Source organism: Streptomyces sp. NPDC102441, from assembly GCF_044765585.1.
Classification (GTDB): domain Bacteria; phylum Actinomycetota; class Actinomycetes; order Streptomycetales; family Streptomycetaceae; genus Streptomyces.
Window position 1 is genome coordinate 69,317 of record NZ_JBIWKH010000016.1, and the last position, 26,583, is coordinate 95,899.

Sequence of the window (26,583 nt, forward strand, 5' to 3'; positions counted from 1 at the left end):
TATGTCAGCCACGCGCTACGCCTACCTCGGTCCCGAAGGCACCTTCACCGAGGTGGCCCTCCGTACGCTCCCCGAAGCCGCCACCCGCGAACTCGTCCCGATGGTCTCGGTCCCGGCCGCACTGGACGCGGTACGAAGCGGGGAGGCCGCGGCGGCGCTCGTCCCCATCGAGAACTCCGTGGAGGGCGGGATCAGCACGACGCTCGACCAGCTGACCTCGGGCGCTCCGCTGATGATCTACCGCGAGGTGCTGCTCTCCATCACGTTCGCCCTGCTGGTGCGCCCCGGGACGAAGCTCTCGGACATCAAGACCGTCACCGCCCACCCGGCCGCGCAGCCTCAGGTACGCAACTGGATGGCGGCCCATCTGCCGAACGCGGTGTGGGAGTCGGCCGCCTCGAACGCCGATGGCGCACGGCTGGTCCAGGAGGGGCGCTACGACGCCGCCTTCGCCGGTGAGTTCGCCGCGGCGACCTACGGGCTGGAAGCTCTGGTCACGGAGATCCACGACGCGGAGAACGCCCAGACCCGCTTCGTGCTGGTAGGGCGCCCGGCCAGGCCGTCGGCGCCCACGGGAGCCGACAAGACCTCCGTGGTCATCTGGCTCGGCGCCGACCGTCCGGGCGCCCTCCTGGAACTGCTCCAGGAGTTCGCCGTACGAGGCGTCAACCTGATGCTGATCCAGTCCCGGCCCACCGGGGAGGGCATCGGGAACTACTGCTTCGCCGTGGACGCGGAGGGACACATCGCGGACCGCCGCGTCGGTGAGGCACTGATGGGGCTGAAGCGGATCTGCCCGGAGGTGCGGTTCCTGGGTTCGTATCCGCGCGCAGGAGTGACGCCGGCAGAAGTGAGCGCCCTGCGGATCGGGACGTCGGACACGGACTTCACCGAGGCGTCCGACTGGCTGGCCCGTAGCCAGGACGGCCGGGCCTGAGGCCCTGTGTGGAGGGACCGGCCCCGAATCCCACCGGTCCTACCTGCAGATTTTCATCCCGCGCAAAAGTTATCCACAGGGCACCCCTTCAGCCTGGGGACAAGTCGACACCGCAACACGACATGGTCGACAAATCACCCCAGTACTCCTGGATCCCCCATGAGGTCACAGCTCCCCCCGTGTCACTCCAATTCCGTTGATCAACTCATTGGAACGAGGAATACCCACCCGAATGAGTGCACGGGTGAGGTTTGAGTTGCGATTCCCTGTCCCGGCATGCCGCTTTCGGAACGATCTCTTCCGGCATCCACAGATCTTCTTCACAGCCTGTGGATAACTAATTGGATCGATGACGACCTGTGGACAACACACCCTTCCGGGACCCTCAACTCCCCGCGCACGCACCGGTGATGCGTCAAGGAGAAGGGCGCCTTGTTCCCTTTTCGAGGCAATGAGACCTTTTTATTGACGATCTCCACCCCGCGTTCGGCCCGCAGCGCTCACCAGGATTACCAATTCCGGCAATTCAGACAAAGCGCCACGCTCATCGATATCGGTTCGAGCGGTGGATCCCCGCACCGGTAGCCTTGAGGGGTGATTGACCTTCGCCTGCTCCGTGAGGACCCCGACCGTGTTCGCGCCTCCCAGCGCGCCCGTGGAGAGGACGTCGCGCTCGTCGACGCCCTGCTCTCCGCCGACGAGCTGCGCAGGTCGTCCGGCGTCCGCTTCGACGAACTCCGCTCCGAGCAGAAGTCGCTCGGGAAGCTGATCCCCAAGGCCACCCCCGAGGAGCGTGCCGAGCTCCTCAAGAAGGCTGATCAGCTCAAGTCCGAGGTCAAGGCGGCAGACGCGGCGCAGGGCGAGGCCGACGCCGAGGCCAAGCGACTGCTCCTGCTGCTCGGCAACATCGTCCACGAGGACGTGCCGGTCGGCGGCGAGGAGGACTTCGTCGTCCTGGAGACCCACGGCACGATCCGTGACTTCGGTGCGGAGGGCTTCGAGCCCAAGGACCACCTGGAGCTCGGAGAAGGACTGGGCGCCATCGACATGGAGCGCGGCGCCAAGGTGTCCGGATCGCGCTTCTACTACCTGACGGGCATCGGCGCGCTGCTCGAACTGGCCCTGGTCAACGCGGCCATCGCCCAGGCCACCGAGGCCGGTTTCGTCCCCATGATGACCCCCGCCCTGGTGCGCCCGCGCGCCATGGAGGGCACGGGCTTCCTCGGCCAGGCCGCGGAGAACGTGTACCACCTGGAGAAGGACGACTACTACCTCGTGGGCACGTCGGAGGTCCCCCTCGCGGCGTACCACATGGACGAGATCCTCGACGCCGGCAAGCTGCCCCTGCGGTACGCCGGCTACTCCCCCTGCTTCCGGCGTGAGGCTGGCACGTACGGCAAGGACACCCGAGGCATCTTCCGCGTCCACCAGTTCGACAAGGTCGAGATGTTCTCGTACGTCGACCCGGCGGACGCCGAAGCCGAGCACCGCAGGCTCCTGGACTGGGAGAAGCAGTGGCTCACCGGCCTCGAGCTGCCGTTCCAGGTGATCGACGTCGCCACCGGTGACCTGGGGGCCTCGGCCTCGCGGAAGTTCGACTGCGAGGCGTGGATCCCGACCCAGGGCAAGTACCGCGAGCTGACCTCCGCGTCGAACTGCGACGGCTTCCAGGCGCGCCGGCTCTCCGTCCGGATGCGTGACGGGAAGAAGGTCCAGCCGCTGGCCACGCTGAACGGCACGCTCTGCGCCGTACCGCGCACGATCGTGGCGATCCTGGAGAACCACCAGCTGCCCGACGGCTCGGTGCGGGTGCCGGAGGTTCTCCGTCCCTACCTGGGCGGACGCGAGCTCCTGGAACCGGTCTCCAAGTGATGTTCCCCTACAAGCTCGTCGCGACCGATCTCGACGGCACGCTGCTGCGTGACGACCACACCGTCTCCGCTCCCACCCGGGAGGCGCTGGCCGCGGTCACCGCGGCCGGCGCAGCCCATATCGTCGTCACCGGGCGGGCCGTTCCGTGGACCCGGCACATCCTGGACGACCTGGGCTACGAGGGCCTCGCGGTGTGCGGCCAGGGCGCGCAGGTCTACCACGCGGGCGAGCACAGGCTGCTGACCTCCCTCACCCTGGACCGGCAGCTCGCCGGACTCGCGCTGTCCAAGATCGAGGCGGAGGTCGGCCCGCTCGCGCTGGCGGCGAGCCGTGACGGGCTCGAGGGCGAGGTGCTGGTCGGGCCTGGTTACGAGGTGCAGGAGGGGCCGCTGCCCGCCGTCTTCATGGCCGACCCCGCAGAGATGTGGACCGCTCCGCTGAACAAGATCTACATCCAGCATCCGGAGCTCGACGACGACGCCCTGGCCCACGCCGCGCGGCAGGCCGTCGGCAGTCTGGTGAACATCGTCATGGCAGGCCCGGGGGTCGTGGAGATCCTCCCCCTGGGGCTGAGCAAGGCGACCGGGCTTTCGCTGGCCGCACGCCGTCTGGGGCTCAAGTCGTCGGACACGCTGGCGTTCGGTGACATGCCGAACGACATCCCCATGTTCGGCTGGGCGCAGCACGGCGTGGCCATGGCCAACGCGCACGACGACCTCAAGGCCGTGGCGCACGAGATCACCGCGTCGAACGAGCACGACGGCATCGCGGTCGTGCTGGAGGAGCTGCTCCGGACGGCCACACGCGCGTAGGCGGGGCTGTTCTGCGGGCCCCCGGCTCAGGCGGGGCGGTTCTTCGGGCTGCTGCGGAGGATGCGCGGATCGAACGCGCGCGGGGGTCGCGCCCCGACGACGGCTCAGCAAGCCGCTGCCTTACCACTCGGCCAATCCTCCGGGAGGTGGCCGCACGCGAGACTCGCGCAGGGCCACCCGGGGATCCTGCTGCGGGCGACCGCGCGGGCAGCTGATGAAGCTACCGCGGTGCCGGCTGCGGACCGCCCTGTCGGGAGCACGACGGACTCGGACTCCTGGTCATCGCCGCGCTCCTCTCCCGGTCCTCATGAACGGCGCCTTCCCGCGCCGTTGCCCTCACTCTGCCCGAGACCGCCGTCCGGGGACCACCCATTTCTTTCGGTGATCCCCGGCGGAGTGTCAGCCGCTCCTGCGGCGGCCCAGATCCCTCAGCCGGTGGGCGAGGTCGTCCATGCGGGCATCGAGCCGGATGACGTCGTGCGAGACGTCGGTGAGCCGGATGCTGATCGCACCGACGACCTGGTGGGTCACATCGAGCTTCCGGTCGAGCGAGTCCAGCCGCTGCGACATCCGGCCGAGCACGGGGCCCAGCTCCTGGAGCGCGCTCCCCACGTCTGCCAGGCAGCCCTCGATGCGGGTGACGCGCCGGTCGAGCGAGACGTAGGAGGTCCTGAGCTCCTCCTCCGCGTCGAGCAGGTGCGTCCGGACGCTGCGCGCGATGTCGCTGTCGCGAAGAAGCATGGCCACGTTGAGCACGGTCCTGCGGGTGTAGAGCGTGAGCTGAGTGGGCGCCTGTGGATAACTTTCCGGCCCCTCACCCTTCCATAGGGACATCATGTCCCTATGGAAGGCGCGCAGCTCAGCGCCGCGCACCAGCCTGAGGCCGTTCTCCTCCACCTCGGCGCGGTGGCGCTGGGTCAGCTTCTTGATGACCTCTGTGGATACTTCGAAGTACCGGGCCACCTCCTCTGTGCGAAGGTGAATTCCGTCCGGGAGCATGACAAGGCTCTTGACCTTGTCGAGGACTTCGACGCGCCCCATCTGCTCGACCCGGAGGGCCTGGGATTCGAGCAGGGCGACTTCCGTGGGCATGGGTATGCCTTTCGTGCGTGGGAACGGCAAGGACAGCCCTGTCCCCGGGCTGCGAGGGCGGAGGTCGCTCACGGTTGCCACTCACTCGATGACCGGCCGGGTGGGCGCTGCCTCACCGCTGCCGGCATTCCCCGAATTCACGAAAGCTCGACGCCACAGATTCCAGTTGCCTCCACGCACCCTGTACAACGAGCCGACAAACGTACAGTCACGCCACCCGGCCGCCCCCGCACATGGAACAACCCCCGCCCGATGGGCGGGGGTTGCAGGTGGTGCACGGCGGCCGGTCTCACTCCTCGCCGGCGAGCTTCAGCGCTCGCAGCTTCTGACCGGCGTACCACGTGGCCAGGGCCGTGACGCCGACCAGCAGCACGGTCGCGAGCGGCAGGCCGACGTCCGAGGTGATCGCGCCCTCCCCGGCGACCTTCTCGGCGACCGACAGGGACCACTGCTGGACGCTGAGCGTCCTGGCCCCCGGCACCAGGCTGCCGACGAGGGTCTCCCAGACCAGTGCGTACACAAGGCCGAGGACGACCGCGTGCCGGCTGACCGTGCCGAACAGCAGGAAGAGCGCGCTGTACGCGATCGACGCGACCAGCGCCGCGATCGTGTAGGCCACGGCGATCTGTCCGCCGTTGCCGTTCATGATGAGCCCCGCGATCAGCGTGGGCAGCGCCGAGAACAGCATCGTCACGGCGATGGCGACGATGAGTTTGGTGAAGATGATCGTCGGCCGCTTCACCGGCTTGGCGAGCAGATAGACGATCGAGCCGTCGTCGATCTCCGGCCCGATGGCGCCGGTACCCGCGATGACACCGATGAGCGGAACCATCGTGGCGATGGCGAAACCGCCCAGCACCCCGGAGGCGACGCCGTCATCGGCTCCGGCGAACGCCCGTACCGCCACGGCGATGGCCACCAGGAGGACCGGCAGGACGAACAGGATGGCGGCCCGGCGCCGGCCGAGCAGGGCCCGGTAGGTGAGCCGGGCGACTGTGGGGTCGTACATGACGCTTCACAGCTCCTTTCAGGCCACTACTCAGGCCGCTACAAGATAGGAAAAGACCGATTCGAGGGACTCGTCGGACGGGGAGACGGTGAGCAGCCGGATGCCGTGTTCACGCGCGACCTTCGGCAGCAGCGTCGTGAAGCGTCCGAAGTCGACCGCCTGGATGCGCAGGGCCTTCTCCGTGACATCGACCTCGATACCCGCCGTCGAGGGGTCCGCGATGAGCGCGGCTGCGAGGGCCCGGTCGTCACTGGACCGGACGAGATAGCGGTGCGGCCGGTCCGTCATCAGCCGGCGGATCTTCCGGAAGTCGCCCGACGCCGCGTGGCGGCCGGCCACGACCACCTCGATGTGCGAGGCGAGCTGCTCGACCTCCTCCAGGATGTGGGAGGAGAAGAGCACCGTGCGCCCCTCCGCCCCCATCTGGCGCAGCAGCTCCATGAGCTGCATGCGCTGACGCGGGTCCATGCCGTTGAACGGCTCGTCGAGGAGCAGCACCGAGGGGTCGTGGACCAGGGCGGACGCCATCTTCACGCGCTGGCGCATGCCCTTGCTGTACGTCGAGATCTTGCGGTCCTGCGCGTACTCCATCTCGACCGTGGCCAGCGCCTTGTGCGCGGCCGCGTCGCCCAGCCCGTGGAGCTCGGCATTGGCGACGACGAACTCGCGGCCGGTCAGGAAGTCGTACATGCCCTCCCGCTCCGGCACGATCCCGATCGCCTTGTAGACCGCCTCGTTACGCCAGATCTCTGTGCCGTCGAGCGTCACCTTGCCGGTCGACGGCGCGAGGAACCCGGCCATCATGTTGATCAGCGTGGACTTCCCGGCCCCGTTGGGTCCGAGCAGCCCGGTGACTCCGGGACCCACGGTCATGCTGACGTCGTTGACGGCGACCACGTTGCCGAACCAGCGGGAGGTGTGGTCGATCTCGATGGTGGTCACAGCCCGACCCTCCGGTAGCGGCGCATCAGTACGGCGTACGAGCCGGCGACGAGCGCGAGAACAACGATCAGATAGACCACACCGGCAGCGGCTCCGGGTCCTTCCCCACCGGGGAAGGAGGAGGCCGCCCCGAGGAAGGCGGTCTGCACGCCGTCGATCAGCGTGATGGGCGAGAAGAGTCCCAGCCACGTGATGGCGGCGGCCGAGTCCGTCTGCCAGGCGATCGCCTGGACCGTGGAGACCGCGCCGTAGGTGATGGTCAGTACGGCGATGACGGCGGCGACTCCGAAGCCCCTGCGTGGCGTCAGCGCGGCGACCACCAGTCCGAGCCCGGCGAACAGCACGGAGAGCAGTGCCACCGAGACCATCCCCTGCCCGAAGCCCTTGGTCTGATCGGCGAGGTCGAACTCGGCCAGCAGCGATCCCACATAGAGGATGACGAGGGGCAGCCCGGTGAGGATGAGCAGGGCGGACGCCATGGCGGCGAACTTGGCGACCACGTAGTCGACGCGCTCGATGGGGCGCGAGAAGTACAACGGCACGCTCCTGAAGCGGAGGTCCCTGGACACGGACTGCGGCGCCTGGGAGGCGACGAAGAGTCCGATCACGGCCTGCAGGTAGACCGCGAAGTCCGTGAAATCGATGGGAAGCTTCGTCATGCCGGGTGCGTAGATGGCGACCGCGACGAGGATCAGCGCCACCAGGCACATCACCCCGCACAGAAGCATCGGCAGCATTTTGGACTTGGCGGACCTGCCCAGCCCGAACGAGCCCCGCAGGGACTGCGAGTACAGCGAGCGGCGGGCGTAGGCCCGGCCCAGCCGGACGCCGTCGTAGGAGCGGTATCCGATGTTGTGGATCCGGGAGGTGTCGCTCCCGGCCGCGGTCCCGGTCTCAGTGCTCATCGCGACCGCTCCCCTTCTGCTGTCCGGCACCCGCTGTCACGGCCACGGCCGCCGGTGGTGCCTCTTCGGTACGGAAGACCTCGGCGATGTGGTGGCGCCGCTGTTCCATCCGGATGAGACCCAGCCCGAGGCCGGCGACGCTGTCGCGGACGATGTCGTACGTCTCCTCGCCCGTGGCCTCCACCAGGAGGATGTGGCCGGCGCCCGGAAGCCCTTCGGCGTCGACGCCGTCGTGCCCGACGAGCTTGATCCCGGCCCCGGCGAGGGCCTGGCGCAGGGCGCCCGTGCCGTCCGGGTGGGTGTCGCTGTCGGTGACCTCGACCGCCAGCGTCGTGGTGGTCTGGGTGAAGTCGCTGGTGGAGCTGGAGCGCAGCAGCGCGCCGCCGTCGATGACGACGACGTGGTCGCAGGTCCTCTCGAGCTCCCCGAGGAGATGCGAGGTGACCAGCACCGAGATGCCGAAGTCGGTGTGGACACGGCGGATCAGGCCGAGCATCTCGTCCCGTCCGACGGGGTCAAGACCGTTGGTCGGCTCGTCGAGAAGCACCAGCTTGGGGTCGTGGACCAGTGCTTGGGCCAGCTTCACCCGCTGCTTCATGCCGGTCGAGTAGCCGCCGATGGGACGGTAGCGCTCCTCGTACAGCCCGACGTGGCGCAGGGTGTCCGCGGTCCGCTCGCGTGCCGCGGTGGGCGGCAGCCCGGACATCCGGGCCATGTGGACGACGAACTCGGTCGCCGAGACGTCAGGTGGCAGACAGTCGTGCTCGGGCATGTATCCGACCCGCTCCCGGATGGCGGCGCCTTCGGTGGCGACGTCGAGCCCGAGCACCGCGGCCCGGCCCTCGGTGGCGGGGGACAGACCCAGCAGGATCTTGATCAGTGTGGACTTGCCGGCCCCGTTGGAACCCACCAGGCCGGTTACGCCCGGTCCGATGTCCAAGGAGAGCCGGTCAAGTGCGGTCACCCTGGGGAACCGCTTGCTCAGACTTTCGGTTGCGATCACAGTCACGTCTTCGAAGGTAGTGGCGCCCGTCGCGGGAGTCGTCAGACCAGGCGGCTGTATCGGAGTCAGACTCCAGGCGTACGGACCCGTAGGGGCCCCACGGGAGGAGGACGCGGGAGCGGGTTTGTCCACAGGGTGTTGTCCACAGGTTCGGGTCATCCCTTGACGCGACCGTCCGCCGGTTGCCACATTCAGCGGTGTCACGTTACGGACGCGTACCGCAACGCCGGCACTAAACCAGGAGGCGGCGTGGATCTGCGAGGCGCGCGTGAGCGCTGGGTGCGTACGGGCGGGATCGAGCTGTGTGTCGCCGAACTGGGCGATCCCGCGCAGCCGACGATCGTGCTGGTGCACGGCTATCCGGACAGCAAGGAGGTCTGGTCCGAGGTCGCGGGCCGGCTCGCGGAGCGGTGGCATGTGGTGCTCTACGACGTCCGGGGCCACGGCAGGTCCACGGCGCCCGAGCCGCTGCGCGGCGGCTTCACCCTGGAGAAGCTGACCGACGACTTCCTGGCTGTCGCGGATGCGGTGAGCCCGGACCGCCCCGTCCATGTGGTCGGCCACGACTGGGGTTCGGTCCAGTCCTGGGAATTCGCGACGGTCGAGCGGACCAAGGGCCGTATCGCCTCGTTCACATCGATGTCCGGCCCCTCTCTCGACCACTTCGGGCACTGGATCAAGCAGCGGATGTCCCACCCGAGCCCACGCCGGGTGGGGCAGTTGCTCGGCCAGGGCGCCAAGTCCTGGTACGTGTACGCCCTGCACACGCCGGTGCTGCCGGAAATGGCCTGGCGAGGAGTGCTGGGCAGGCAGTGGCCGCGGATTCTGCAGCGGATGGAGAAGGTGCCTGCGGACGGATATCCGACGGCGTCGCTCCCGGGGGACGCGGCACACGGTGCCTGGCTCTACCGTGACAACATCCGCTCCCGCCTGCGCCGGCCGCGCCCGGACGCGTACGCACATGTGCCGGTGCAGCTGATCACACCGACCGGTGACGCCTTCCTCTCACCGTCGCTCTACGACGAACTGGACGCATGGGTCCCACGGTTGGTGCGTCGGACCCTGCCGGCGAAGCACTGGGTCCCGCGTACCAGGCCGGACCAGCTGGCCGCGTGGATCAGCGAATTCGTGGGCATGGAATCCGACGGCAAGGACGCAGCCGCTGAATCCGGGGCACCGGGTCCGACGGCCACTGGTGCCCATGCGGACCGGTTCGGCGGGCAGTTGGTTCTCGTCACGGGCGCAGCCTCGGGGATCGGGAGGGCCACAGCACTGTCCTTCGCCGAGGCGGGAGCACGGGTGGTGGCCGTCGACCGGGACGTGGAGGGCGTTGCCCGGACGGCGGAGAGGGCCCGGCTGATCGGCGCGTCCGGCGCCTGGGGCGAGGTGGTGAATGTCGGGGACGAGCAGGCGATGGAGGAGCTCGCCGAGAAGGTCGCCGCCGAACACGGCGTCGTGGACGTCCTGGTGAACAACGCGGGTATCGGGCTCTCGGGCTCCTTCCTCGACACGACGAGTGAGGAGTGGCGGAAGGTCCTCGACGTCAATCTGTGGGGGGTCATCCACGGCTGCCGGATCTTCGGGAGGCAGATGGCCGACCGGGGGCAGGGCGGCCACATCGTCAACGTCGCGTCGGCGGCGGCCTATCAGCCGTCGCGGGTGCTGCCCGCCTACAGCACGTCCAAGGCTGCCGTGCTGATGCTCAGCGAGTGCCTGCGTGCGGAACTCGCCGAGCAGTCGATCGGGGTCAGCGCCGTCTGCCCGGGTTTCATCAACACCGGCATCACCGGCACCGCGCGCTTCGTCGGAGCCGACGCGGCGGAGGAGGCGCGGCTCAGGAAGCGGACTGCCCGGCTGTACTCGCTGCGCAACTACCCTGCGGAGAAGGTTGCTCGGGCGATCCTGGCGGCAGTGGTGCACAACCGTGCGGTGGTGCCGGTGACGCCCGAGGCGCGAGGTGCACGGCTGCTGTCACGGATCAGCCCTCGGGTGCTGCGTGGTGTGGCCCGGCTGAAGCCACCCCTGTGACTGCGGCGGCCGGCCCAGGTCCAGGCCGGCCAATCTCCGCGAGTGCGAGCCGAGTTACGCCCGGCCGCCTGAACACCTGCTCCACGCAACTCACTTGCCCATGTGCCGCTTCTGGACGCTGAGTCACAGGTTACATTTAACACAAAGCGCCCCTAAAAGTACGCACAGGTAAACTAGTTGGGCAAATGCCTCATTTCTGGCAGCACTTGTCCACAGGAGCGCCAAAAAGCCTGTGGATAAAGCCAGTTGGCTGTGGATCAAACCCGATCACGCTCATGAGTGCTCCAAACCCCGGGTGAAATCGAGGTGCGCCGGGAGGAGCTGTCTGGGCACCCTGACGGGATGGACGAACGACGCACCGTCAAGGTGTCCAGGTATCTGTCGAAGCATCTGCGGCATGAGCCCGACCGGATCGGGATCAGTCTCGACCCCCACGGCTGGGTGGCCGTCGACGAGCTGCTGCGGGCCTGCGCACGGCACGGCTTCACCATCACCCGGGACGACCTCGACCATGTCGTCGCGGTCAACGACAAACAGCGGTTCACCGTGGACGGCGATCGCATCCGGGCCAACCAGGGGCACTCCGTCACGGTCGATCTCGGCCTGCCCCCCGCCGAACCACCGGCGTACCTCTACCACGGCACCGTGGCACGGGTGCTCGACGCCATCCGCGCCGAAGGGCTCCGGCCCATGAACCGCCACCATGTACATCTCTCGCCGGACCGCGAGACAGCGGACCGGGTCGGCGCGCGGCGCGGCGCCCCGGTCGTCCTCGCCGTGGACGCGGGCGCCATGCACCGCGCGGGCCACCTCTTCCATGTCAGCACCAACGGGGTATGGCTCACCGACTCCGTGCCGCCGCCCTTCCTGCGCCTGCCTGGATAAGGCATTCCGCAGCTCAGTGCCCATCCAGTGCACCCACTGCCACCGCCGGGTGTCTCCGACAGGGCCCCGAGGCACAGCCGTAGAGTCGTGACCATGACCTCCTCCCGCCGACTGAGCACCGTGATCCTGCCCATCCGCCGCTGGCACGAGGGCGGCCGGTCCTTGTGGGTGCGCGCCGAGGATCTGGGATTCCACGCCGCCTACACCTACGACCACCTGGCCTGGCGGACGTTCCGCGACGGCCCGTGGTTCGGAGCTGTCCCGACGCTGACGGCCGCCGCCGCGGCCACCCAACGGCTGCGGCTGGGCACGCTCGTCACCTCGCCCAACTTCCGGCACCCGGTGACGCTCGCCAAGGACCTCATCACGCTGGACGACGTCTCCGACGGACGGATCACGCTCGGCATCGGCGCCGGTGGCAGCGGTTTCGACGCCACCACGCTGCGCGGGAGCGACGAGGAGCCGTGGACGCCGCGGGAACGCGCCGACCACTTCGACGAGTTCGTCCCACTGCTCGACCGGCTGCTCCGGGAACCCTCCGTGACGCAGGAGGGCCGCTTCTACAGCGCCAACGAGGCCCGGAACATCCCCGGCTGCGTTCAGCGCCCCCGGCTGCCCTTCGCGGTCGCCGCCACCGGCCCACGCGGACTGAGGCTCGCGGCACGGTACGGCCAGGCGTGGGTGACCACCGGTGATCCGAAGCTGTACGAGGCCGGCACCCCCGAGCAGTCCGTGGAAGCCGTCCGAGGGCAGATCAGCCGACTCGGCGTGGCATGCGAGCAAGCCGGGCGGGATGTCTCGGATCTGGACAAGATCCTTCTCACCGGTTTCACCCCCGGCCGGCCGCTGCGGTCCTTCGACGCGTTCGTCGACTTCGCGGGAACGCACTTCGACCTCGGATTCACCGAGATCGTCATCCACTGGCCGGAGCCGGACTCGGACTTCGCCATGGACACCAAGGTGTTCGAGCGAATCGCCACCGAGGGCCCTGCCCAGTTCGGCTGACCCATCCGGCTCCGGGCGCCCGGCAGGGACGAGGGACACTCCGGGCCTCCGGCCTGGGCTGTTCCCCCGAAAAGCCCTCGGTATATGCCGGTGACATGTTCCGCAGCTCAGAGACTCGCGCTCTCAGATGTGCGCCCCTCTGCACGCCCGTGCGACTCCGTGCGGGAGAATGACCGGGTGACCTCAGCTACAGACTCGCCTCTGCCTGCCGTGACCCGGCTGATCGCCACCGACCTGGACGGCACCCTCCTACGCGACGACAAAACCCTGTCGGCCCGTACGACCGCCGCCCTGGCAGCCGCCGAAGAGGCGGGAATCGAGGTCTTCTTCGTCACCGGAAGGCCCGCCCGCTGGATGGATGTCGTCAGCCCCCACGTGCAGAGCCATGGCATGGCGATCTGTGCGAACGGTGCCGCGGTCGCCGATCTCCACGACGGACGTCTGATCAAGGTCTCTCCGCTGGACCGCGACATCGCCCTGGCCGTGGTCGACAACCTGCGCGAGGCCGCTCCCGGGGTGTCGTTCGCCGTCGAACTGACCACCGGCATCCACTACGAACCGGCCTACCCCCCGTTCCACATGGACCCGGGTGCCACCGTCGCCGTCGCGGAGAAGCTGCTCCACGAGGAGGCACCGGGCACGGGTACGCCCGTACTGAAGATCCTCGCCCACCACCCCGAACTGGCCCCGGACGCCTTCCTCTCGCTGGCCCGTGAGCTCGCGGGGGATCGTGCGTCGTTCACCCGGTCCAGCCCCACCGCGCTGCTGGAGATCAGTGGCCTCGGCGTCTCCAAGGCGGCCACGCTCGCAGCCTGCTGCGCGGAACGCGGTATCGCTCGGGCCGAGGTGGTCGCGTTCGGGGACATGCCCAACGACGTGGAGATGCTCAGCTGGGCCGGAGCCTCGTTCGCCATGGGCAACGCCCACCCGGCCGCCGTGGCCGCCGCGTCCGGTGTGACGCTCACGAACGACGAGGACGGTGTCGCGGTCGTCATCGAGCGGATCCTCGCCGCACGCTGAGCCCTCGGCGGTCCGTACGTCAGAGCGGGACCTGCCAGGTCACCGTCGTGCCGCTGTCGCTCTCCCCGGCCCCCGGGCCGAACCAGCCGGCACCGCCCAGCGACTCGGCGCGCCTCCCGAGGTTGCGCAGGCCACTGCGCCGGCCTCCGTCCGGGATCCCCACCCCGTCGTCCACGACCGTCAGCCGGACCGCGTCCCTCCCGTCCGGCAGCACCGCGGTCGCGTCCACCCTCACCTCGACACGCGAGGCCCTCGCGTGCCGGAAGGTGTTGGACAGCGCCTCACGCAGAGCGGCGATGAGGTTCTTGCCCGCGAGCTCCCCCACCAGCGAGTCGACAGGGCCCAGAAACCGGTGGGAGGGCATGAAACCCAGAGGCACCGCTGCCATGTTGATCTCCCGGAGCACACGGGTCCGCAGCCCCGACGGCGCCTCGGCCGGCTCCTGCTGCAGCGCGAAGATGGCGGTTCGGATCTCCTGGATGGTCACGTCCAGTTCGTCCACGGCCCGTCCGATGCCGGCCTGCACCGCGGGGACAGGGGAGCGCCGCTGGGCACCTTCCAGCATGATCCCGGTGGCGAACAGGCGCTGGATGACCAGGTCGTGGAGGTCCCGGGCGATCCGGTCCCGGTCCTCGTAGACGGCGATCCTCTCCCGGTCCCGCTGGGTTTCGGCCAGCTTCAGAGCCAGTGCGGCCTGCGCGGCGAAGTGGGTGGCCAGCGTCCGCTCCGCCCGGGTGAAGGGACGGCCACCCCGCACCCGTGGGATGGACAGCGCCCCGAGCACCCGCCCGCCGCTGCGCAGGGGGAGCAGCATGTGCGGACCGAACCGGTCGGCCAGCCTGGTGATCATGCGGGGGTCCGTCGCCGAGTCGTCCAGGAACACCTCCTCGCCCTTCAGAAGCGCCGCCACCACCGGGCTGTGCGGCGGGATGATCACCCCGAGGGACTGGGACGGCTTGGCCCCGGCGACGGCGACGATCTCCAGACCTCCCCCCGCGGCCGGCAGCAGCACGATGCCGGCGACGGCGTCGGCGAGGCGGCGCGCCTGTTCGGCGACGACGGACAGTGCCTCGTCGGCGTCCCCGGCCGAGAGCAGAGCGGTGGTGACGGCCACCGAGCCGTCGATCCACCGTTCGCGCTGTCGCGCGGCGTCGTACGTCCGCGCGTGACCGATGGCGATCCCGGCCTCCGTGGCCAGCACGCGCAGCATGTGCAGTTCGTCGTCACCGAACGCGTCCCCGCCGCGCTTCTCCATCACGTAGAGGTTGCCGAAGATCTTGCCCTGGACCCGGATCGGGACCCCGAGGAACGTGCGCATCTTCGGGTGTGCGGCCGGAAAGCCCGCGAAGCGCGGATCAGCCGCCAGGTCCTCCAGCTGAATGGGCACGCCCTCCTCGATCAGCGCGCCCAGCAGACCGGTGTGCCCGTCGGGCGGCCGGCCGATCGCCCGGGCGGTCTCCTCGGGCACCCCGTACGTGATGAAGTCGCTGAGGCTCTCACCGGGCCTTTCCACGACTCCGATGGCCGCGTAGCGGGCGTGGGCGAGTTCGGCGGCGGTCTCACAGATGCGCTCCAGGGTGGAGTGGAGCTCGAGGCCCGTACCGACGGACCTCGTCGCTTCCAGCAGCTGCGGAACACGTGCGGTCAGCTCCGCGGAGAGCCCTCGCAGGCTCCCGGCGGACCGCTGCGTGGTCCCGGGCGCGTCCTTCGGATCCTGCTCGGCCATGACCCGAGCCTAGTAAGCACCGAATGGTCCGGAAAGTCGGAACCGGAGCCGTCTCACCGTCCTCAGACCCGCACAGGCACCGCCCGCCTCCGCTCCGGCTCCGTGCGCACCGGCTTCTGTTCGCGTTCGAGCATCCTGCGCAGCGGGCCGTCCTGCGCTGCCAGAGCGGCGTACGGCCCCTGCTGCACCACCCGGCCCCCGTCCAGCACCAGGACCTCGTCCACCGCGTCGAGCCCGGCCAGCCGATGGGTGATCAGCACGGTCGTACGCCCCTGAGTGGCATCCAGCAGATCCTCGGTCAACGCGTCCGCCGTCGCCAGGTCAAGATGCTCCGCGGGCTCGTCGAGCACGAGTACGGGGAAGTCGGCGAGGAGCGCGCGGGCCAGCGCGAGCCGCTGCCGCTGGCCGCCCGAGAGCCGGGCCCCGTGCTCACCCACCAGCGTGTCGAGGCCGTCGGGCAGGGACCGGACCCAGTCCAGCAGCCGGGCCGAGGCGAGGGCGTCCCGCAGCTGTCCGTCCGTAGCACCGGTGCGGGCGAGCCGCAGGTTCTCGCGGATGGAGCTGTCGAAGACGTGAGCGTCCTGGGCGCACAGGCCGACGAAGGTCCGGACCGTGTCGCCGTCCAACTCGGACGCTTCTACGCCACCGAGACGGTACGTCCCCTCCCGCGCGTCCAGGAAGCGGAGAAGCACCTGGGCGAGCGTGGTCTTTCCCGAACCGGACGGGCCGACGACAGCGATCCGTTTGCCGGAGTGGAGCGTCAGGCCGACGGAGTGCAGCGCATCGCGCTCCGCGCCCTGGTACCGGGCCGACAGCCCTCGTACGTCGAGCGGGAAGGGCGAGGCGGGCGCCTCGGCCGGGTCCGCCGGTTCCTCGACCGGTACGGGTGCGTCCAGCACCTCGTAGACCCGCTCCGCACTCCGCTCGACCCGCCGGCGGTACTGGACCGCGAGCGGAAGTCCCGTCACGGCCTCGAACGCCGCCAGGGGCGTGAGGACGACCACGGCGAGTCCCACTCCGGCCAACCGCCCGTCCGCCACCGCGGGCAGCGCGACGATCGCCGCGCCCACGACGGTGAGCCCGCAGATCAGGGCGGAGAGCCCGCCGCCCAGGGCGGTCGCGGCCGCCGCACGTGAGGCGATCCGTGTCAGGACGCTGTCCGCCGTACGCACCTGGTCCTTACGGGCGGGCAACGCACCCGCCACGGTCAGCTCCGCCGTCCCGCCGAGAAGATCGGCGACCCGGACGGCCAGCGCGGCCCGGGCGGGAGCGAGTTGGCGCTCGGCGCGCCGCGCGCAGGCGCCGCTCAGCCACGGCACCCCCACGCCCGCGAGGAGCAGCCCGGCGGCCAGGACGGCACCCGCCTCCGGGAGCATCCAGCCGGTGAAGGCGACCGCACCCGTCCCGACCAACAGTGCGGTCGCGGCGGGCAGCAGCCAGCGGAGCCAGTAGTCCTGCAGCGCGTCCACATCGGAGACCAGCCTGGACAGCAGGTCGCCCCGCCGTGTGGCCCGGAGACCGGCGGGCGCGACGCGCTCCAGCCCGCGGTACACCGCCACCCTGAGCTCGGCGAGCATCCTGAGCACGGCATCGTGGGACACCAGGCGCTCCGCGTAGCGGAAGACGGCCCGGCCCATGCCGAAGGCCCTGGTCGCGGTGACCGCGACCATCAGATACAGCACGGGCGGCTGCTCGGAGGCGCGTGAGATCAGCCATCCGGAGACGGCCATGAGACCGACCGACGACCCCACGGCCAGACTCCCCAGCAGCAGTGCCAGACCCAGCTTCCCGTGCTGGGAACCGGCGGCCTCACGCACCCTGCCCAGCACGCGCCCCCCGGCCCGGGGGGCGGTGTTCCTGAGCAGCGCGGTCTTCCCCACGCCCGGCCGTCCCGCATCGACCGGCCCGACTGAAGCGCGCTCGGTCGCGTCCTGACCGCCCGGGGCGGTGGGAACACCGGAAGCCGTCCCACCGTCCTGCGCCGGCACCCCGAACTCCCCCGGTTCCAGCGTCACCACCCGGTCGGCGACGGCGAGCAGCGCCGGCCGGTGCACGACCAGCAGCACCGTGCGCCCCTCTGCCAGCCTCCGCACCGCGTCGACGATGCCCGCCTCCGTCTCACCGTCCAGGCTCGCCGTCGGCTCGTCGAGCAGCAGCAGAGGCCGGTCGGCGAGGAAGGCCCGCGCCAGTGCGAGCCGCTGACGCTGCCCCGCGGAGAGCCCGGCACCGTCCTCGCCCAGAGGCGTTCCCGCGCCGTCCGGCAGTGCGTCCACGAACTCGTACGCCCCTGCCTCCCGAAGCGCGGCCATGACCGCGGCGTCGTCCGCCTCCGGGCGTGCCAGCCGTACGTTCTCCGCGATCGTCCCGGCGAAGAGGTGGGGGCGCTGGGGAACCCAGGCGATCCGCTCACGCCAGCGTTCGGGGGAGAGGGAGGACAGATCGGTCCCGCCGACCCGGACCTGCCCGCCGTCGGGCGCCGTGAATCCCAGCACCACGCCGAGAAGCGTGGACTTACCGACCCCGCTGGGGCCGACCAGTGCGACGGTCTCCCCCTCCTCGACCACCAGGGAGGCAGCGTCCAGCGAGGGCTCGGCGCGGCCCTGGTGCCGGACCGTCACTCCCTCCAGCTCCAGCCGCAGGGACTGCGGAACGTCCTGACGGCCGCCGGCCGCAGGCTCGGTCTCCAGCACTGCGAAGATCTCCTCCGCGGCCGAGAGCCCTTCCGCGGCGGCGTGGTACTGGGCGCCGACCTGGCGGATCGGGAGGTAGGCCTCCGGCGCCAGGATGAGGACCACCAGGCCCGTGTATAGGTCGAGCTCTCCGTGGACGAGCCGCATACCGATCGTCACCGCGACCAGAGCCACGGAGAGAGTCGCCAGAAGTTCCAGGGCGAAGGAGGAGAGGAAGGCGATCCGGAGCGTCTTCAGCGTGGCCTGGCGGTATTGCGAGGTGATACTGCGGATCGATTCGGCCTGCGCCTTGGCACGCCCGAAGACCTTCAGTGTCGGCAGACCCGCGACCACGTCGAAAAAGTGACCGGAGAGCCGCGACAGCAGCCTCCACTGACGGTCCATCCGGGACTGGGTGGCCCAGCCGATGAGAACCATGAAGAGCGGGATCAGTGGCAGCGTCACCACGATGATCGCCGCCGAGACCCAGTCCTCCGTGACGATCCGGGCCAGCACCGCCACCGGGACGACGACCGCGAGGCCCAGCTGCGGGAGATAGCGCGAGAAGTAGTCGTCGAGGGCATCGACGCCCCGGGTGGCCAGAGCGATCAGCGACCCGGTGCGCTGCCCGCTCAGCCAGTCCGGCCCCAGGCCGGAGGCGCGCTCCATGAGCCGGCCCCGCAGCTCGGACTTGACCGCGGCACTCGCCCGGTACGCGGCCAGTTCGGTCAGCCAGGCCACGAACGCCCGCCCCAGTGCGGCAGCGGCGAGCAGGAGCAGTGGTGTGCGGAGCCCGGCGACGGTCAGCCCGTCCTCGAATCCGCCCACCACCACTTCGGCGACGAGCATGGCCTGGGCGATGACCAGGACGGCGCCGACCAGACCCAGGGCCACCACGGCCGACAGGAAGAACCGGGTGGCTCGGGCGTACCGGAGCAGACGCGGGTCGATCGGTTTCACGTGAAACAGCTCCCGTTCAGTGCGCGTCGGCGATGTGGTGCGTGCCGATGCGCTTACGGAACACCCAGTACGTCCAGCCCTGGTACAGCAGCACCACCGGAGTGGCGATGCCGGCACACCAGGTCATGATCTTGAGGGTGTACGGGCTGGACGAGGCGTTGGAGACCGTCAGGTTCCAGGCGTCGTTCAGCGAGGACGGCATCACGTTGGGGAAGAGCGTCAGGAAGAGCATGGCGACCGTCGCCGTGATCGTCACCCCGGAGAACGCGAAGGACCAGCCCTCACGTCCTGCCGCGATGGCGCCGATGGCCGCGACCAGCGACACCACGGCGATGATCACCGCCGCCAGGCTCCAGCCGTTGCCGTTGTCCGCCTGGGTCCAGACGAGGAAGCCAAGCGCGAGAACCGCCGTGGCCAGGCCCAGCTTGAAGGCCAGCCCTCGCGCCCGCTCCCGGATGTCCCCGACGGTCTTGAGCGCGGCGAACACCGCGCCGTGGAAGGTGAAGAGGAACAGCGTGACCAGCCCGCCGAGAACGGCGTACGGGTTGAGGAGGTCCCAGAGGTTACCGACGTACTCCATATCGGCATCGATCTTCACCCCGCGGACGATGTTCCCGAAGGCCACACCCCAGAGAACGGCCGGGATCAGCGATGTCCAGAAGATCGCGTGCTCCCAGTTGGTCTGCCACCGCTCCTCGGGCCGCTTCGCCCGGTACTCGAAGGCCACCCCGCGCACGATCAGGCAGAACAGGATGACCAGCAGGGGCAGGTAGAAACCGGAGAACAGGGTGGCGTACCACTCCGGGAACGCCGCGAAGGTCGCACCGCCCGCGCTGAGCAGCCACACCTCGTTCCCGTCCCAGACCGGCCCGATCGTGTTGATCAGGACCCGGCGCTCCTTGCGGTCACGGGCCAGCAGCTTGGTGAGGACCCCGATACCGAAGTCGAATCCCTCCAGGAAGAAGTAGCCGGTCCACAGGACGGCGATGAGCACGAACCAGACGTCGTGGAGTTCCATCTCTCAGCTCCGCTTGATCTCAGTAGGAGAAGGCCATCGGCCGGTCGGCGTCCTGGTCGTGACCGCCGATCCGGGTGGGCGGGTTGAGGTCGGCCTCGGTGAGCTCGGGCGGTCCGGCCTTGACGTACTTCAGGAGGAGCTTGACCTCGATGACTGCCAGCACCGCGTAGAGCGCGGTGAAACCGATCATGGAGGTGAGGACCTCCCCCTGCGAGACGCCTGGTGAGACGGCGTCTCGGGTCTGGAACACCCCGTACACCACCCAGGGCTGGCGCCCCGTCTCGGTGAAGATCCAGCCCCAGGAGTTGGCGATCAAGGGGAAGAGCATGGTCCAGAGGGCTGTGATCCAGTACAGCTTGGCGAGCTTCGAGCTCAGCGCCTTGTTCTTGAAGAGCACCAGATTCGGTACGTCGTCCTCACCGGTGCGCAGTGCCTCCGGCAGCATGAACTTCTTCCGCGTCAGCCAGAGGCCCAGCAGCCCGAGGCCGAAGGAGGCCATGCCGAAGCCGATCATCCAGCGGAAACTCCAGAAGGCGACCGGAATGTTCGGCCGGTAGTCGCCCGGACCGTACTTCTCCTGCTCCGCCTTGTTGATGTCGTTGATGCCGGGGATGTACGACGTGAACGTGTCGTCCGCGAGGAAGGACAGTATTCCGGGGACCGAGACCTCCACCGTGTTGTGCCCTTCGGCGACGTCGCCGACCGCGAAGAGCGAGAAGGGCGCCCCGTCCTGGCCCTCCCACAGAGCCTCGGCCGCGGCCATCTTCATCGGCTGCTGCTTGAACATCACCTTGCCGAGGACGTCACCGCTGACGGCGGTGAGCAGGCCTGCGGCGACCACGGTGACGAGTCCGAGCCGCAGGGAGGTCCGCATCACCCGGATGTGCTTCTTGCGTGCGAGGTGGAAGGCGGCGATACCGACCATGAACGCGCCGCCCACCAGGAAGGCCGCGGTGATCGTGTGGAAGAACTGGGCCAGCGCCGTGTTCTGCGTGAGCACGTGCCAGAAGTCCGTGAGCTCGGCACGGCCGCGTTCCTCGTTGATCCGGTAGCCGACCGGGTGCTGCATCCAGGAGTTGGCGGCCAGGATGAAGAACGTCGAGAGGATCGTGCCGATCGACACCATCCAGATACAGGCGAGATGGATCTTCTTCGGCAACTTGTCCCAGCCGAAGATCCACAGCCCGATGAAGGTGGACTCGAAGAAGAACGCGATCAGCGCCTCGAAGGCGAGCGGGGCACCGAAGACGTCACCGACGAACCGGGAGTAGTCGGACCAGTTCATGCCGAACTGGAACTCCTGGACGATGCCGGTGACCACGCCCATGGCGATGTTGATCAGGAAAAGCTTGCCCCAGAACTTGGTGGCCCTGAGGTACTTCTCGTTGTCCGTGCGCACCCAGGCGGTCTGCAGGCCGGCGGTGAGCGCGGCGAGAGAGATCGTCAGGGGGACGAACAGGAAGTGGTAGACGGTGGTGATGCCGAACTGCCAGCGCGCCAGGGTCTCTGGTGCCAGAGCCAGGTCCACGACTCTTCTCCTTACGTCACCGCGAGCACACGCGCGGGCCGCCCACGAACCACCCGATCACGGGAGGAAACGGGACGCGCTTGTGAACGCGTTCACATTCACAAGCAATTATGGCGCACATATCTTCGAAGGCATCGAGTGGGGGGTGCTTTCCGGCCGACCCGGCCGAGCCATCGCAAACCGGACAGACCTATGAGCTCGGACCGGCAGCCGCCGGGACACGGAAACGCGGTGGCCCCGGACCTCGGTGATCGAGGTCCGGGGCCACCGGAGCGCAGGCGCCGGCCGCGCCGCTACCGCTCCAGGCGGAAGGACTCCGCCACCTTCAGGAACACGTCGTTGGCCTCGGCCTCCCCGATCGTGACCCGCACGCCCTCACCGGCGAAAGGCCGCACGACCACACCCGCCCGCTCGCAGACCCCGGCGAAGTCGAGCGTGCGGTCCCCGAGCCGCAGCCAGACGAAGTTCGCCTGGGACTCCGGAACGGTCCAGCCCTGCCGCACGAGCCCCTCGTACACCCGGGCACGCTCGCCGACCAGCGATCCGACCCTGCCGAGCAGCTCGTCCTCGGCGCGCAGCGAGGCGACCGCGGCGTCCTGCGCGACCTGGCTGACACCGAACGGGACGGCCGTCTTGCGCAGCGCCGCCGCCACGGGCTCGTGCGCCACGGCGAAGCCGACCCGCAGGCCGGCGAGGCCGTACGCCTTGGAGAACGTGCGGAGCACCGCGACATTGGGACGGTCGCGGTAGATCTCGATGCCGTCCGGCACGTCGGCGTCCCGGATGAACTCCTTGTACGCCTCGTCGAGCACGACCAGGACATCGTCCGGGACACGGTCCAGGAAGCGCTCCAGCTCCGCCCGGCGCACCACCGTGCCGGTCGGGTTGTTCGGGTTGCAGACGAAGATCATCCGGGTCCGGTCGGTGACCGCACCGGCCATGGCGTCGAGATCGTGCACCTCACCGTCGGTCAGCGGCACCCTGACCGACGTCGCACCGCTGATCTGCGTGATGATCGGGTAGGCCTCGAACGAGCGCCAGGCATAGATGACCTCGTCGCCCGGACCCGAAGTGGCCTGGAGCAACTGCTGGGCGACGCCGACGGAGCCCGTGCCGGTGGCCAGATGGGAGACCGGCACGCCGAACCGGTCGGCCAGCTCGTTCATCAGACCGGTGCAGGCCATGTCCGGGTACCTGTTGAAGCCGGCAGCCGCGGCGAGCACCGACTCCATGACCCCGGGCAGCGGGGGATACGGGTTCTCGTTGGAGGACAGCTTGAAGGCAACCGGCCCCTCCGCGGACGCCGGCTTGCCCGGCACATACGCAGGGACGCCGTCCAGCTCGGCGCGCAGCTTCGGGCTCGTCTCGCTCACCGCAGGTCCTCCTCGACCGTCCGTACACATCAATACTGCTCACCTTATGAGGATTGGGCACCTGTGCGAACGGCCGGGATCCGAAATCGCCCCCTCGGGCGGGAGACGTCTGCCACGCACGGCTCCGGCAGCCCCCTGAGAGGGGGAGCGCCGCGCCTCCCGGCGCGCGCCGGTCGCTCACTCCGTGGCGCGCATCCCTCGAACAGGTGAGTTGAGACCTCTTCGAGACATGGACCATTCAGCAGGTCCCCGCACACCGATGCATGACACATCGTCACAGACGGCCGCAACGCCCTTGATTTACAAGGCATTTACGCCTTTTCGATCATGCAGAAACGTGCCTGCCGACGTGTGCATATGCGACCGGCCTGACCGGGCTCCGGAGCCCTACTATCGGCTCGCCATGACAGCAGCAGGGAAGCACCAGGTGAGCCGGACAGAGACGCCCCGCCGCAGCGGCCGGCAAGGACGGGCGGGGATCCGGGACGTAGCCGCGGCGGCCGGGGTCTCCATCACGACCGTTTCGGACGCACTCAACGGCAAGGGCAGGCTCCCGGATACCACCCGCCGGCATGTCCGCGAGGTCGCCGAACGGCTGGGCTACCGCCCGTCCGCGGCGGCCCGAACCCTCCGTACCGGCAAGTCGGGGCTCATCGGCCTGACCGTGACCACGTACGGGGATGAACCTTTCACCTTCACCGAATTCGCCTACTTCGCAGAGATGGCGAGAGCCGCCACATCGGCCGCGCTCGCCCGGGGCTACGCCCTCGTGATCCTTCCCGCCACCTCGCGCCACGACGTGTGGTCGAACGTCGCGCTCGACGGGACAGTCGTCATCGACCCCTCCGACCAGGACCCCGTGGTCACCGAACTCGTGCGCCAGGGGCTTCCCGTCGTCTCCGACGGCCGTCCCGCGGGCACGCTCCCCGTCACCGCCTGGGTCGACAACGACCACCGGGCCGCCGTACTCGATCTCCTGGACCACCTCGCGGCCGCGGGAGCCCGCCGTATCGGGCTGCTGACCGGCACCACCACCGACACGTACACCCGGCTCTCCACCACCGCCTATCTGCACTGGTGCGAGCGGGTCGGCCAGGATCCGGTCTACGAGTCCTACCCGGCCCACGACCCCTGCGCGGGCGCGGTCGCCGCCGACCGCCTGCTGGCCCGCCCCGACCGCCCCGACGCCGTCTACGGGCTCTTCGACCCCAACGGCACCGATCTGCTCGCCGCCGCGCGCCGGTACGGCCTGCGGGTGCCTGAGGACCTCCTGCTGGTCTGCTGCAGCGAATCCACGGTGTACGCGTCCACCGAACCCCCCATCACCACGCTCTCGCTGAAGCCCCGCAGAATCGGCACGGCCGTCATCCAGCTCCTCATCGACGCCATCGAAGGGGTCGAACACGACGGTCCGCTGGAGCAGGTGATACCGACGGAGCTCATCGTCAGGACGTCCTCCCAACGGCGTCCGCCGCGCACCACGGTCAGCCCTCCGCGATCACCGGCCGGGGATTGAACGGATTAATCCGGACCAAACGGCCGACGAACCGGATGCTCGCACGGATTCAACACCCCTGGTGCGTCACACAGCACGATCCGCATTCCTATGATGGGCGCACGACACCGCGGACCACCTCTACCAGGCAGGGCCCGTCAGGTGTACGGAGGCGCGACGGTGGTGGAGGGGTCGATGACTCAGGGGGCCGGTCAGGAACCCGTAGTGCGGACAGCGACGTTGCGTGACTTCCGCGTACCGCCGTATGCGCAGGTGCCCGCACCCGCGCCGTTGCCGCACCCCGGCAATGCCGCGGTGGGCGACGAACCGCCGGAGGGGTACACCCCCACGGCGCGCGATCTTCCCGTGATCAACCGCGGCGACACCGTCCAGGTGGAGGTGGTACCGGAGCCCCGGCCCGCCGCCGACTCCGGCCGGGGTCCGCTGTACGTCGTCGGCGACGTACACGGCTATCTGGACGAGCTCCTGGCCGCTCTGGGTGAGCAGGGCCTGGTGGACGCCGACGGCCGGTGGGCGGCGGGCAACGCCAGACTCTGGTTCCTGGGCGACTTCACCGACCGCGGCCCGGACGGTATCGGCGTCATCGATCTCGTCATGCGTCTCTCCGCTGAGGCCGCGGCCGCCGGGGGGTACTGCAAGGCCCTCATGGGCAACCACGAACTGCTGTTGCTCGGCGCGAAGAGGTTCGGCGACACCCCGGTGAACTCCGGTGCCGGAACCGCGACGTTCCAGGCCGCCTGGCTGCTCAACGGTGGCCAGAAGACGGATATGGAACGGCTCGAGGACGTACACCTCCAGTGGATGGCCCGGCTCGACGCGGTCGTCGAGGAGGACGGGCATCTGCTGATGCACTCCGACACGACCGCCTACCTCGACTACGGATCCACCATCGAGGACGTCAACGACACGGTGCACGCCATTCTCACGCGGAACGACGCCGACGAGTGCTGGGAACTCTTCCGCAAACTCACCAAGCGGTTCGCCTTCCGCGACGAGGGCGCGCAGGCCGTCCGAGAACTGATGTCGACCTACGGCGGGCAGCGCGTCGTCCACGGCCACAGTCCCATTCCGTATCTGCTCGGCGAGGTCGGATCGGAGGAGGGCGAGGACGTGGCGCGGCCCGTGGTGGACGGCCCGCATGTCTACGCGGAAGGGCTCGCCATCGCCATGGACGGCGGGGTGACCATGGCCGGAAAGCTGCTGGTCGTGCAACTTCCCCTGCATGACTGACGGTCGCCGGGGAAGACGCATCACGACCCGACACCGTCAGCAGCTGGGCCTATTTCCGGAAACACCCTGTCACCCCGTGCCGTAGGCGCTCTACCATCGGCGTATCAGTCGCAGGCTCTCCTCCGTTTCCGCCCGATCGCCCGGCCCGCACGGTCGATCAGGCCCTACGGAGCATCGGGGGATGCACATGAAAAGCGCTCCGCACCTACTGGCCGAGGACCGCCCCGAGTACGAGCGGATCCTCGCCGACGCGCTGCGTCATGCCCACGAACGACCGGATCTGGACGGAGTCGGCGACCGGCTCAACGCGGAACAGCTGCGGACGATGGCACTCAACGCGACGCCCCTGATCACCGCGGCGGCGGCCACCGAGTACGACCACTACGTGAAGGTCCGCGGCGAGCTGCGCGGACCGGGAGACCCGGACGCCCACGCATCCGTCCTCGGGCCCGCCACGGACGAGGCCGGCCCCACGGGCGCCGGCACCCTCGCGGTGATCGCCGTACTGGCACCCGTCCTCGCCGGTACGGCCGCGCTGATATTCCTGGTGGTCGGCTACCCGCTGAAGGCGCTCAGCCCCGCTCCGGCCTTCGCCGGCACCATGGTCGCCGCCGGCTGGTTCTTCGCGGCCGTCGCCGCAGCGGCCACCCTCGTCTCGGCGGTGGGGCTCCTCGTCGCCGCCCTGCGCAACGGCGCCACCGCGCTGCCGGCCATGGGCGAGGAGGAGGAACTGCCGGAGGACGTGGCGCGCGCCCGGGAGGCATGGCGCCACGCCCTGCTGGAACGCGGCATCCTGCCCTTTCTCCGGGACGCGCTGGCCGATCCGACCGCGGGGCCCGCCTCGCGCACACCGCACCGCTCGCCCGACCGGATCCCGAAGATCGGCTACAGCAGGCCGGACTTCTCCGGACCGGAGGACGGCCCTTCGGCCGGTCCGCGCCCGACCTTCACCAGCCCCGACTTCACCAGCCCGGACTACGGCGGCCCGGAGCACCAGCCGGAGTGATCCGGCCGGCCTCTGCCCCACACCCCGTACGGCAGAGGCCGGAGCGG

The 26,583-nt window shown here is 69.4% G+C and carries 20 protein-coding genes and 1 tRNA gene; 10 read left to right on the top strand and 11 right to left on the bottom strand.

Going from position 1 to position 26,583, the window contains the following annotated elements:
- The first annotated feature begins 1 nt into the window (after position 1).
- From pheA to ACIREO_RS31035, 3 genes are all read left to right on the top strand, one after another.
- A complete protein-coding gene (gene pheA, locus ACIREO_RS31025; protein ID WP_404116193.1) occupies positions 2 to 937 on the top strand; it encodes a prephenate dehydratase in 936 nt (311 codons plus the stop codon).
- 594 nt (positions 938 to 1,531) lie between these two features.
- Entirely contained in the window at positions 1,532 to 2,809 is a 1,278-nt protein-coding gene (serS, locus tag ACIREO_RS31030) for a serine--tRNA ligase (protein WP_404116195.1), read from the top strand.
- Positions 2,806 to 3,621, top strand: a complete 816-nt coding sequence (locus tag ACIREO_RS31035) for an HAD family hydrolase (protein ID WP_404116197.1) — start codon at positions 2,806 to 2,808, stop codon at positions 3,619 to 3,621. The genes serS and ACIREO_RS31035 overlap by 4 nt, the downstream gene beginning before the upstream one ends.
- Positions 3,622 to 3,675: 54 nt before the next feature.
- Here the strand turns inward: ACIREO_RS31035 and ACIREO_RS31040 are convergent.
- From ACIREO_RS31040 to ACIREO_RS31065, 6 genes are all read right to left on the bottom strand, one after another.
- Positions 3,676 to 3,762 (bottom strand) — tRNA-Ser (locus ACIREO_RS31040).
- A gap of 258 nt (positions 3,763 to 4,020) precedes the next feature.
- A complete protein-coding gene (locus tag ACIREO_RS31045; RefSeq protein WP_404116199.1) occupies positions 4,021 to 4,713 on the bottom strand; it encodes a hypothetical protein in 693 nt (230 codons plus the stop codon).
- 289 nt (positions 4,714 to 5,002) lie between these two features.
- Positions 5,003 to 5,722 (bottom strand): ABC transporter permease, encoded by a 720-nt coding sequence (locus ACIREO_RS31050; RefSeq protein ID WP_404116201.1) that lies wholly within the window; start codon positions 5,720 to 5,722, stop codon positions 5,003 to 5,005.
- A gap of 30 nt (positions 5,723 to 5,752) precedes the next feature.
- Positions 5,753 to 6,664, bottom strand: coding sequence for an ABC transporter ATP-binding protein (locus ACIREO_RS31055; RefSeq protein ID WP_404116203.1), 912 nt, complete (start codon positions 6,662 to 6,664; stop codon positions 5,753 to 5,755).
- Positions 6,661 to 7,569 carry an ABC transporter permease gene (locus ACIREO_RS31060; protein ID WP_404116205.1) on the bottom strand — a complete coding sequence of 303 codons (909 nt, stop codon included), beginning with the start codon at positions 7,567 to 7,569 and terminating at the stop codon, positions 6,661 to 6,663. The genes ACIREO_RS31055 and ACIREO_RS31060 overlap by 4 nt, the downstream gene beginning before the upstream one ends.
- Positions 7,559 to 8,533, bottom strand: coding sequence for an ABC transporter ATP-binding protein (locus ACIREO_RS31065; protein WP_404116403.1), 975 nt, complete (start codon positions 8,531 to 8,533; stop codon positions 7,559 to 7,561). The genes ACIREO_RS31060 and ACIREO_RS31065 overlap by 11 nt, the downstream gene beginning before the upstream one ends.
- A 288-nt stretch (positions 8,534 to 8,821) precedes the next feature.
- On the opposite strand from ACIREO_RS31065, the gene ACIREO_RS31070 reads away from it, so the two are divergent.
- The 4 genes from ACIREO_RS31070 (at position 8,822) to ACIREO_RS31085 (ending at position 13,510) form a co-directional block, all read left to right on the top strand.
- Complete coding sequence (locus ACIREO_RS31070) at positions 8,822 to 10,600, top strand: SDR family oxidoreductase (RefSeq protein WP_404116207.1); 1,779 nt, start codon at positions 8,822 to 8,824, stop codon at positions 10,598 to 10,600.
- Between the two features lie 342 nt (positions 10,601 to 10,942).
- Positions 10,943 to 11,485 carry an RNA 2'-phosphotransferase gene (locus ACIREO_RS31075; RefSeq protein ID WP_404116209.1) on the top strand — a complete coding sequence of 181 codons (543 nt, stop codon included), beginning with the start codon at positions 10,943 to 10,945 and terminating at the stop codon, positions 11,483 to 11,485.
- 93 nt (positions 11,486 to 11,578) lie between these two features.
- Positions 11,579 to 12,490 (top strand): LLM class flavin-dependent oxidoreductase, encoded by a 912-nt coding sequence (locus ACIREO_RS31080; RefSeq protein WP_404116211.1) that lies wholly within the window; start codon positions 11,579 to 11,581, stop codon positions 12,488 to 12,490.
- A 177-nt stretch (positions 12,491 to 12,667) separates the two neighbouring features.
- Positions 12,668 to 13,510, top strand: coding sequence for a Cof-type HAD-IIB family hydrolase (locus ACIREO_RS31085; protein ID WP_404116213.1), 843 nt, complete (start codon positions 12,668 to 12,670; stop codon positions 13,508 to 13,510).
- Between the two features lie 19 nt (positions 13,511 to 13,529).
- Here the strand turns inward: ACIREO_RS31085 and ACIREO_RS31090 are convergent, their stop codons facing one another.
- The 5 genes from ACIREO_RS31090 to hisC form a co-directional block, all read right to left on the bottom strand.
- On the bottom strand, positions 13,530 to 15,236 hold the full coding sequence (locus tag ACIREO_RS31090; RefSeq protein WP_404116215.1) for a GAF domain-containing protein: 1,707 nt from the start codon (positions 15,234 to 15,236) through the stop codon (positions 13,530 to 13,532).
- Between the two features lie 62 nt (positions 15,237 to 15,298).
- Entirely contained in the window at positions 15,299 to 18,865 is a 3,567-nt protein-coding gene (cydD, locus tag ACIREO_RS31095; RefSeq protein ID WP_404116217.1) for a thiol reductant ABC exporter subunit CydD, read from the bottom strand.
- Positions 18,866 to 18,881: 16 nt separating this feature from the next.
- Positions 18,882 to 19,883 (bottom strand): cytochrome d ubiquinol oxidase subunit II, encoded by a 1,002-nt coding sequence (gene cydB, locus ACIREO_RS31100; RefSeq protein WP_404116219.1) that lies wholly within the window; start codon positions 19,881 to 19,883, stop codon positions 18,882 to 18,884.
- 19 nt (positions 19,884 to 19,902) lie between these two features.
- A complete protein-coding gene (locus ACIREO_RS31105) occupies positions 19,903 to 21,411 on the bottom strand; it encodes a cytochrome ubiquinol oxidase subunit I (protein ID WP_404116221.1) in 1,509 nt (502 codons plus the stop codon).
- 293 nt (positions 21,412 to 21,704) lie between these two features.
- On the bottom strand, positions 21,705 to 22,784 hold the full coding sequence (gene hisC / locus ACIREO_RS31110; RefSeq protein WP_404116223.1) for a histidinol-phosphate transaminase: 1,080 nt from the start codon (positions 22,782 to 22,784) through the stop codon (positions 21,705 to 21,707).
- A 403-nt stretch (positions 22,785 to 23,187) separates the two neighbouring features.
- Between hisC and ACIREO_RS31115 the strand changes: the two genes are divergently transcribed.
- The 3 genes from ACIREO_RS31115 to ACIREO_RS31125 all read left to right on the top strand — a co-directional run bounded on the left by ACIREO_RS31115 (position 23,188) and on the right by ACIREO_RS31125 (position 26,536).
- Complete coding sequence (locus ACIREO_RS31115) at positions 23,188 to 24,300, top strand: LacI family DNA-binding transcriptional regulator (protein WP_404116225.1); 1,113 nt, start codon at positions 23,188 to 23,190, stop codon at positions 24,298 to 24,300.
- Between the two features lie 174 nt (positions 24,301 to 24,474).
- On the top strand, positions 24,475 to 25,530 hold the full coding sequence (locus ACIREO_RS31120; RefSeq protein ID WP_404116227.1) for a metallophosphoesterase: 1,056 nt from the start codon (positions 24,475 to 24,477) through the stop codon (positions 25,528 to 25,530).
- Positions 25,531 to 25,711: 181 nt separating this feature from the next.
- A complete protein-coding gene (locus ACIREO_RS31125; RefSeq protein WP_404116229.1) occupies positions 25,712 to 26,536 on the top strand; it encodes a hypothetical protein in 825 nt (274 codons plus the stop codon).
- The last annotated feature ends 47 nt before the right edge of the window (positions 26,537 to 26,583 follow it).

What these genes read in the sequence shown, in the direction of transcription:
- pheA (WP_404116193.1), top strand. Translation starts at nt 2, where the DNA reads ATGTCAGCCACGCGCTACGCCTACCTCGGTCCCGAAGGCACCTTCACC.
- ACIREO_RS31045 (WP_404116199.1), bottom strand. Translation starts at nt 4,713, where the DNA reads ATGCCCACGGAAGTCGCCCTGCTCGAATCCCAGGCCCTCCGGGTCGAG.
- ACIREO_RS31050 (WP_404116201.1), bottom strand. Translation starts at nt 5,722, where the DNA reads ATGTACGACCCCACAGTCGCCCGGCTCACCTACCGGGCCCTGCTCGGC.
- ACIREO_RS31060 (WP_404116205.1), bottom strand. Translation starts at nt 7,569, where the DNA reads ATGAGCACTGAGACCGGGACCGCGGCCGGGAGCGACACCTCCCGGATC.
- ACIREO_RS31075 (WP_404116209.1), top strand. Translation starts at nt 10,943, where the DNA reads ATGGACGAACGACGCACCGTCAAGGTGTCCAGGTATCTGTCGAAGCAT.
- ACIREO_RS31080 (WP_404116211.1), top strand. Translation starts at nt 11,579, where the DNA reads ATGACCTCCTCCCGCCGACTGAGCACCGTGATCCTGCCCATCCGCCGC.
- ACIREO_RS31090 (WP_404116215.1), bottom strand. Translation starts at nt 15,236, where the DNA reads ATGGCCGAGCAGGATCCGAAGGACGCGCCCGGGACCACGCAGCGGTCC.
- cydB (WP_404116219.1), bottom strand. Translation starts at nt 19,883, where the DNA reads ATGGAACTCCACGACGTCTGGTTCGTGCTCATCGCCGTCCTGTGGACC.
- ACIREO_RS31115 (WP_404116225.1), top strand. Translation starts at nt 23,188, where the DNA reads ATGACAGCAGCAGGGAAGCACCAGGTGAGCCGGACAGAGACGCCCCGC.
- ACIREO_RS31120 (WP_404116227.1), top strand. Translation starts at nt 24,475, where the DNA reads ATGACTCAGGGGGCCGGTCAGGAACCCGTAGTGCGGACAGCGACGTTG.
- ACIREO_RS31125 (WP_404116229.1), top strand. Translation starts at nt 25,712, where the DNA reads ATGCACATGAAAAGCGCTCCGCACCTACTGGCCGAGGACCGCCCCGAG.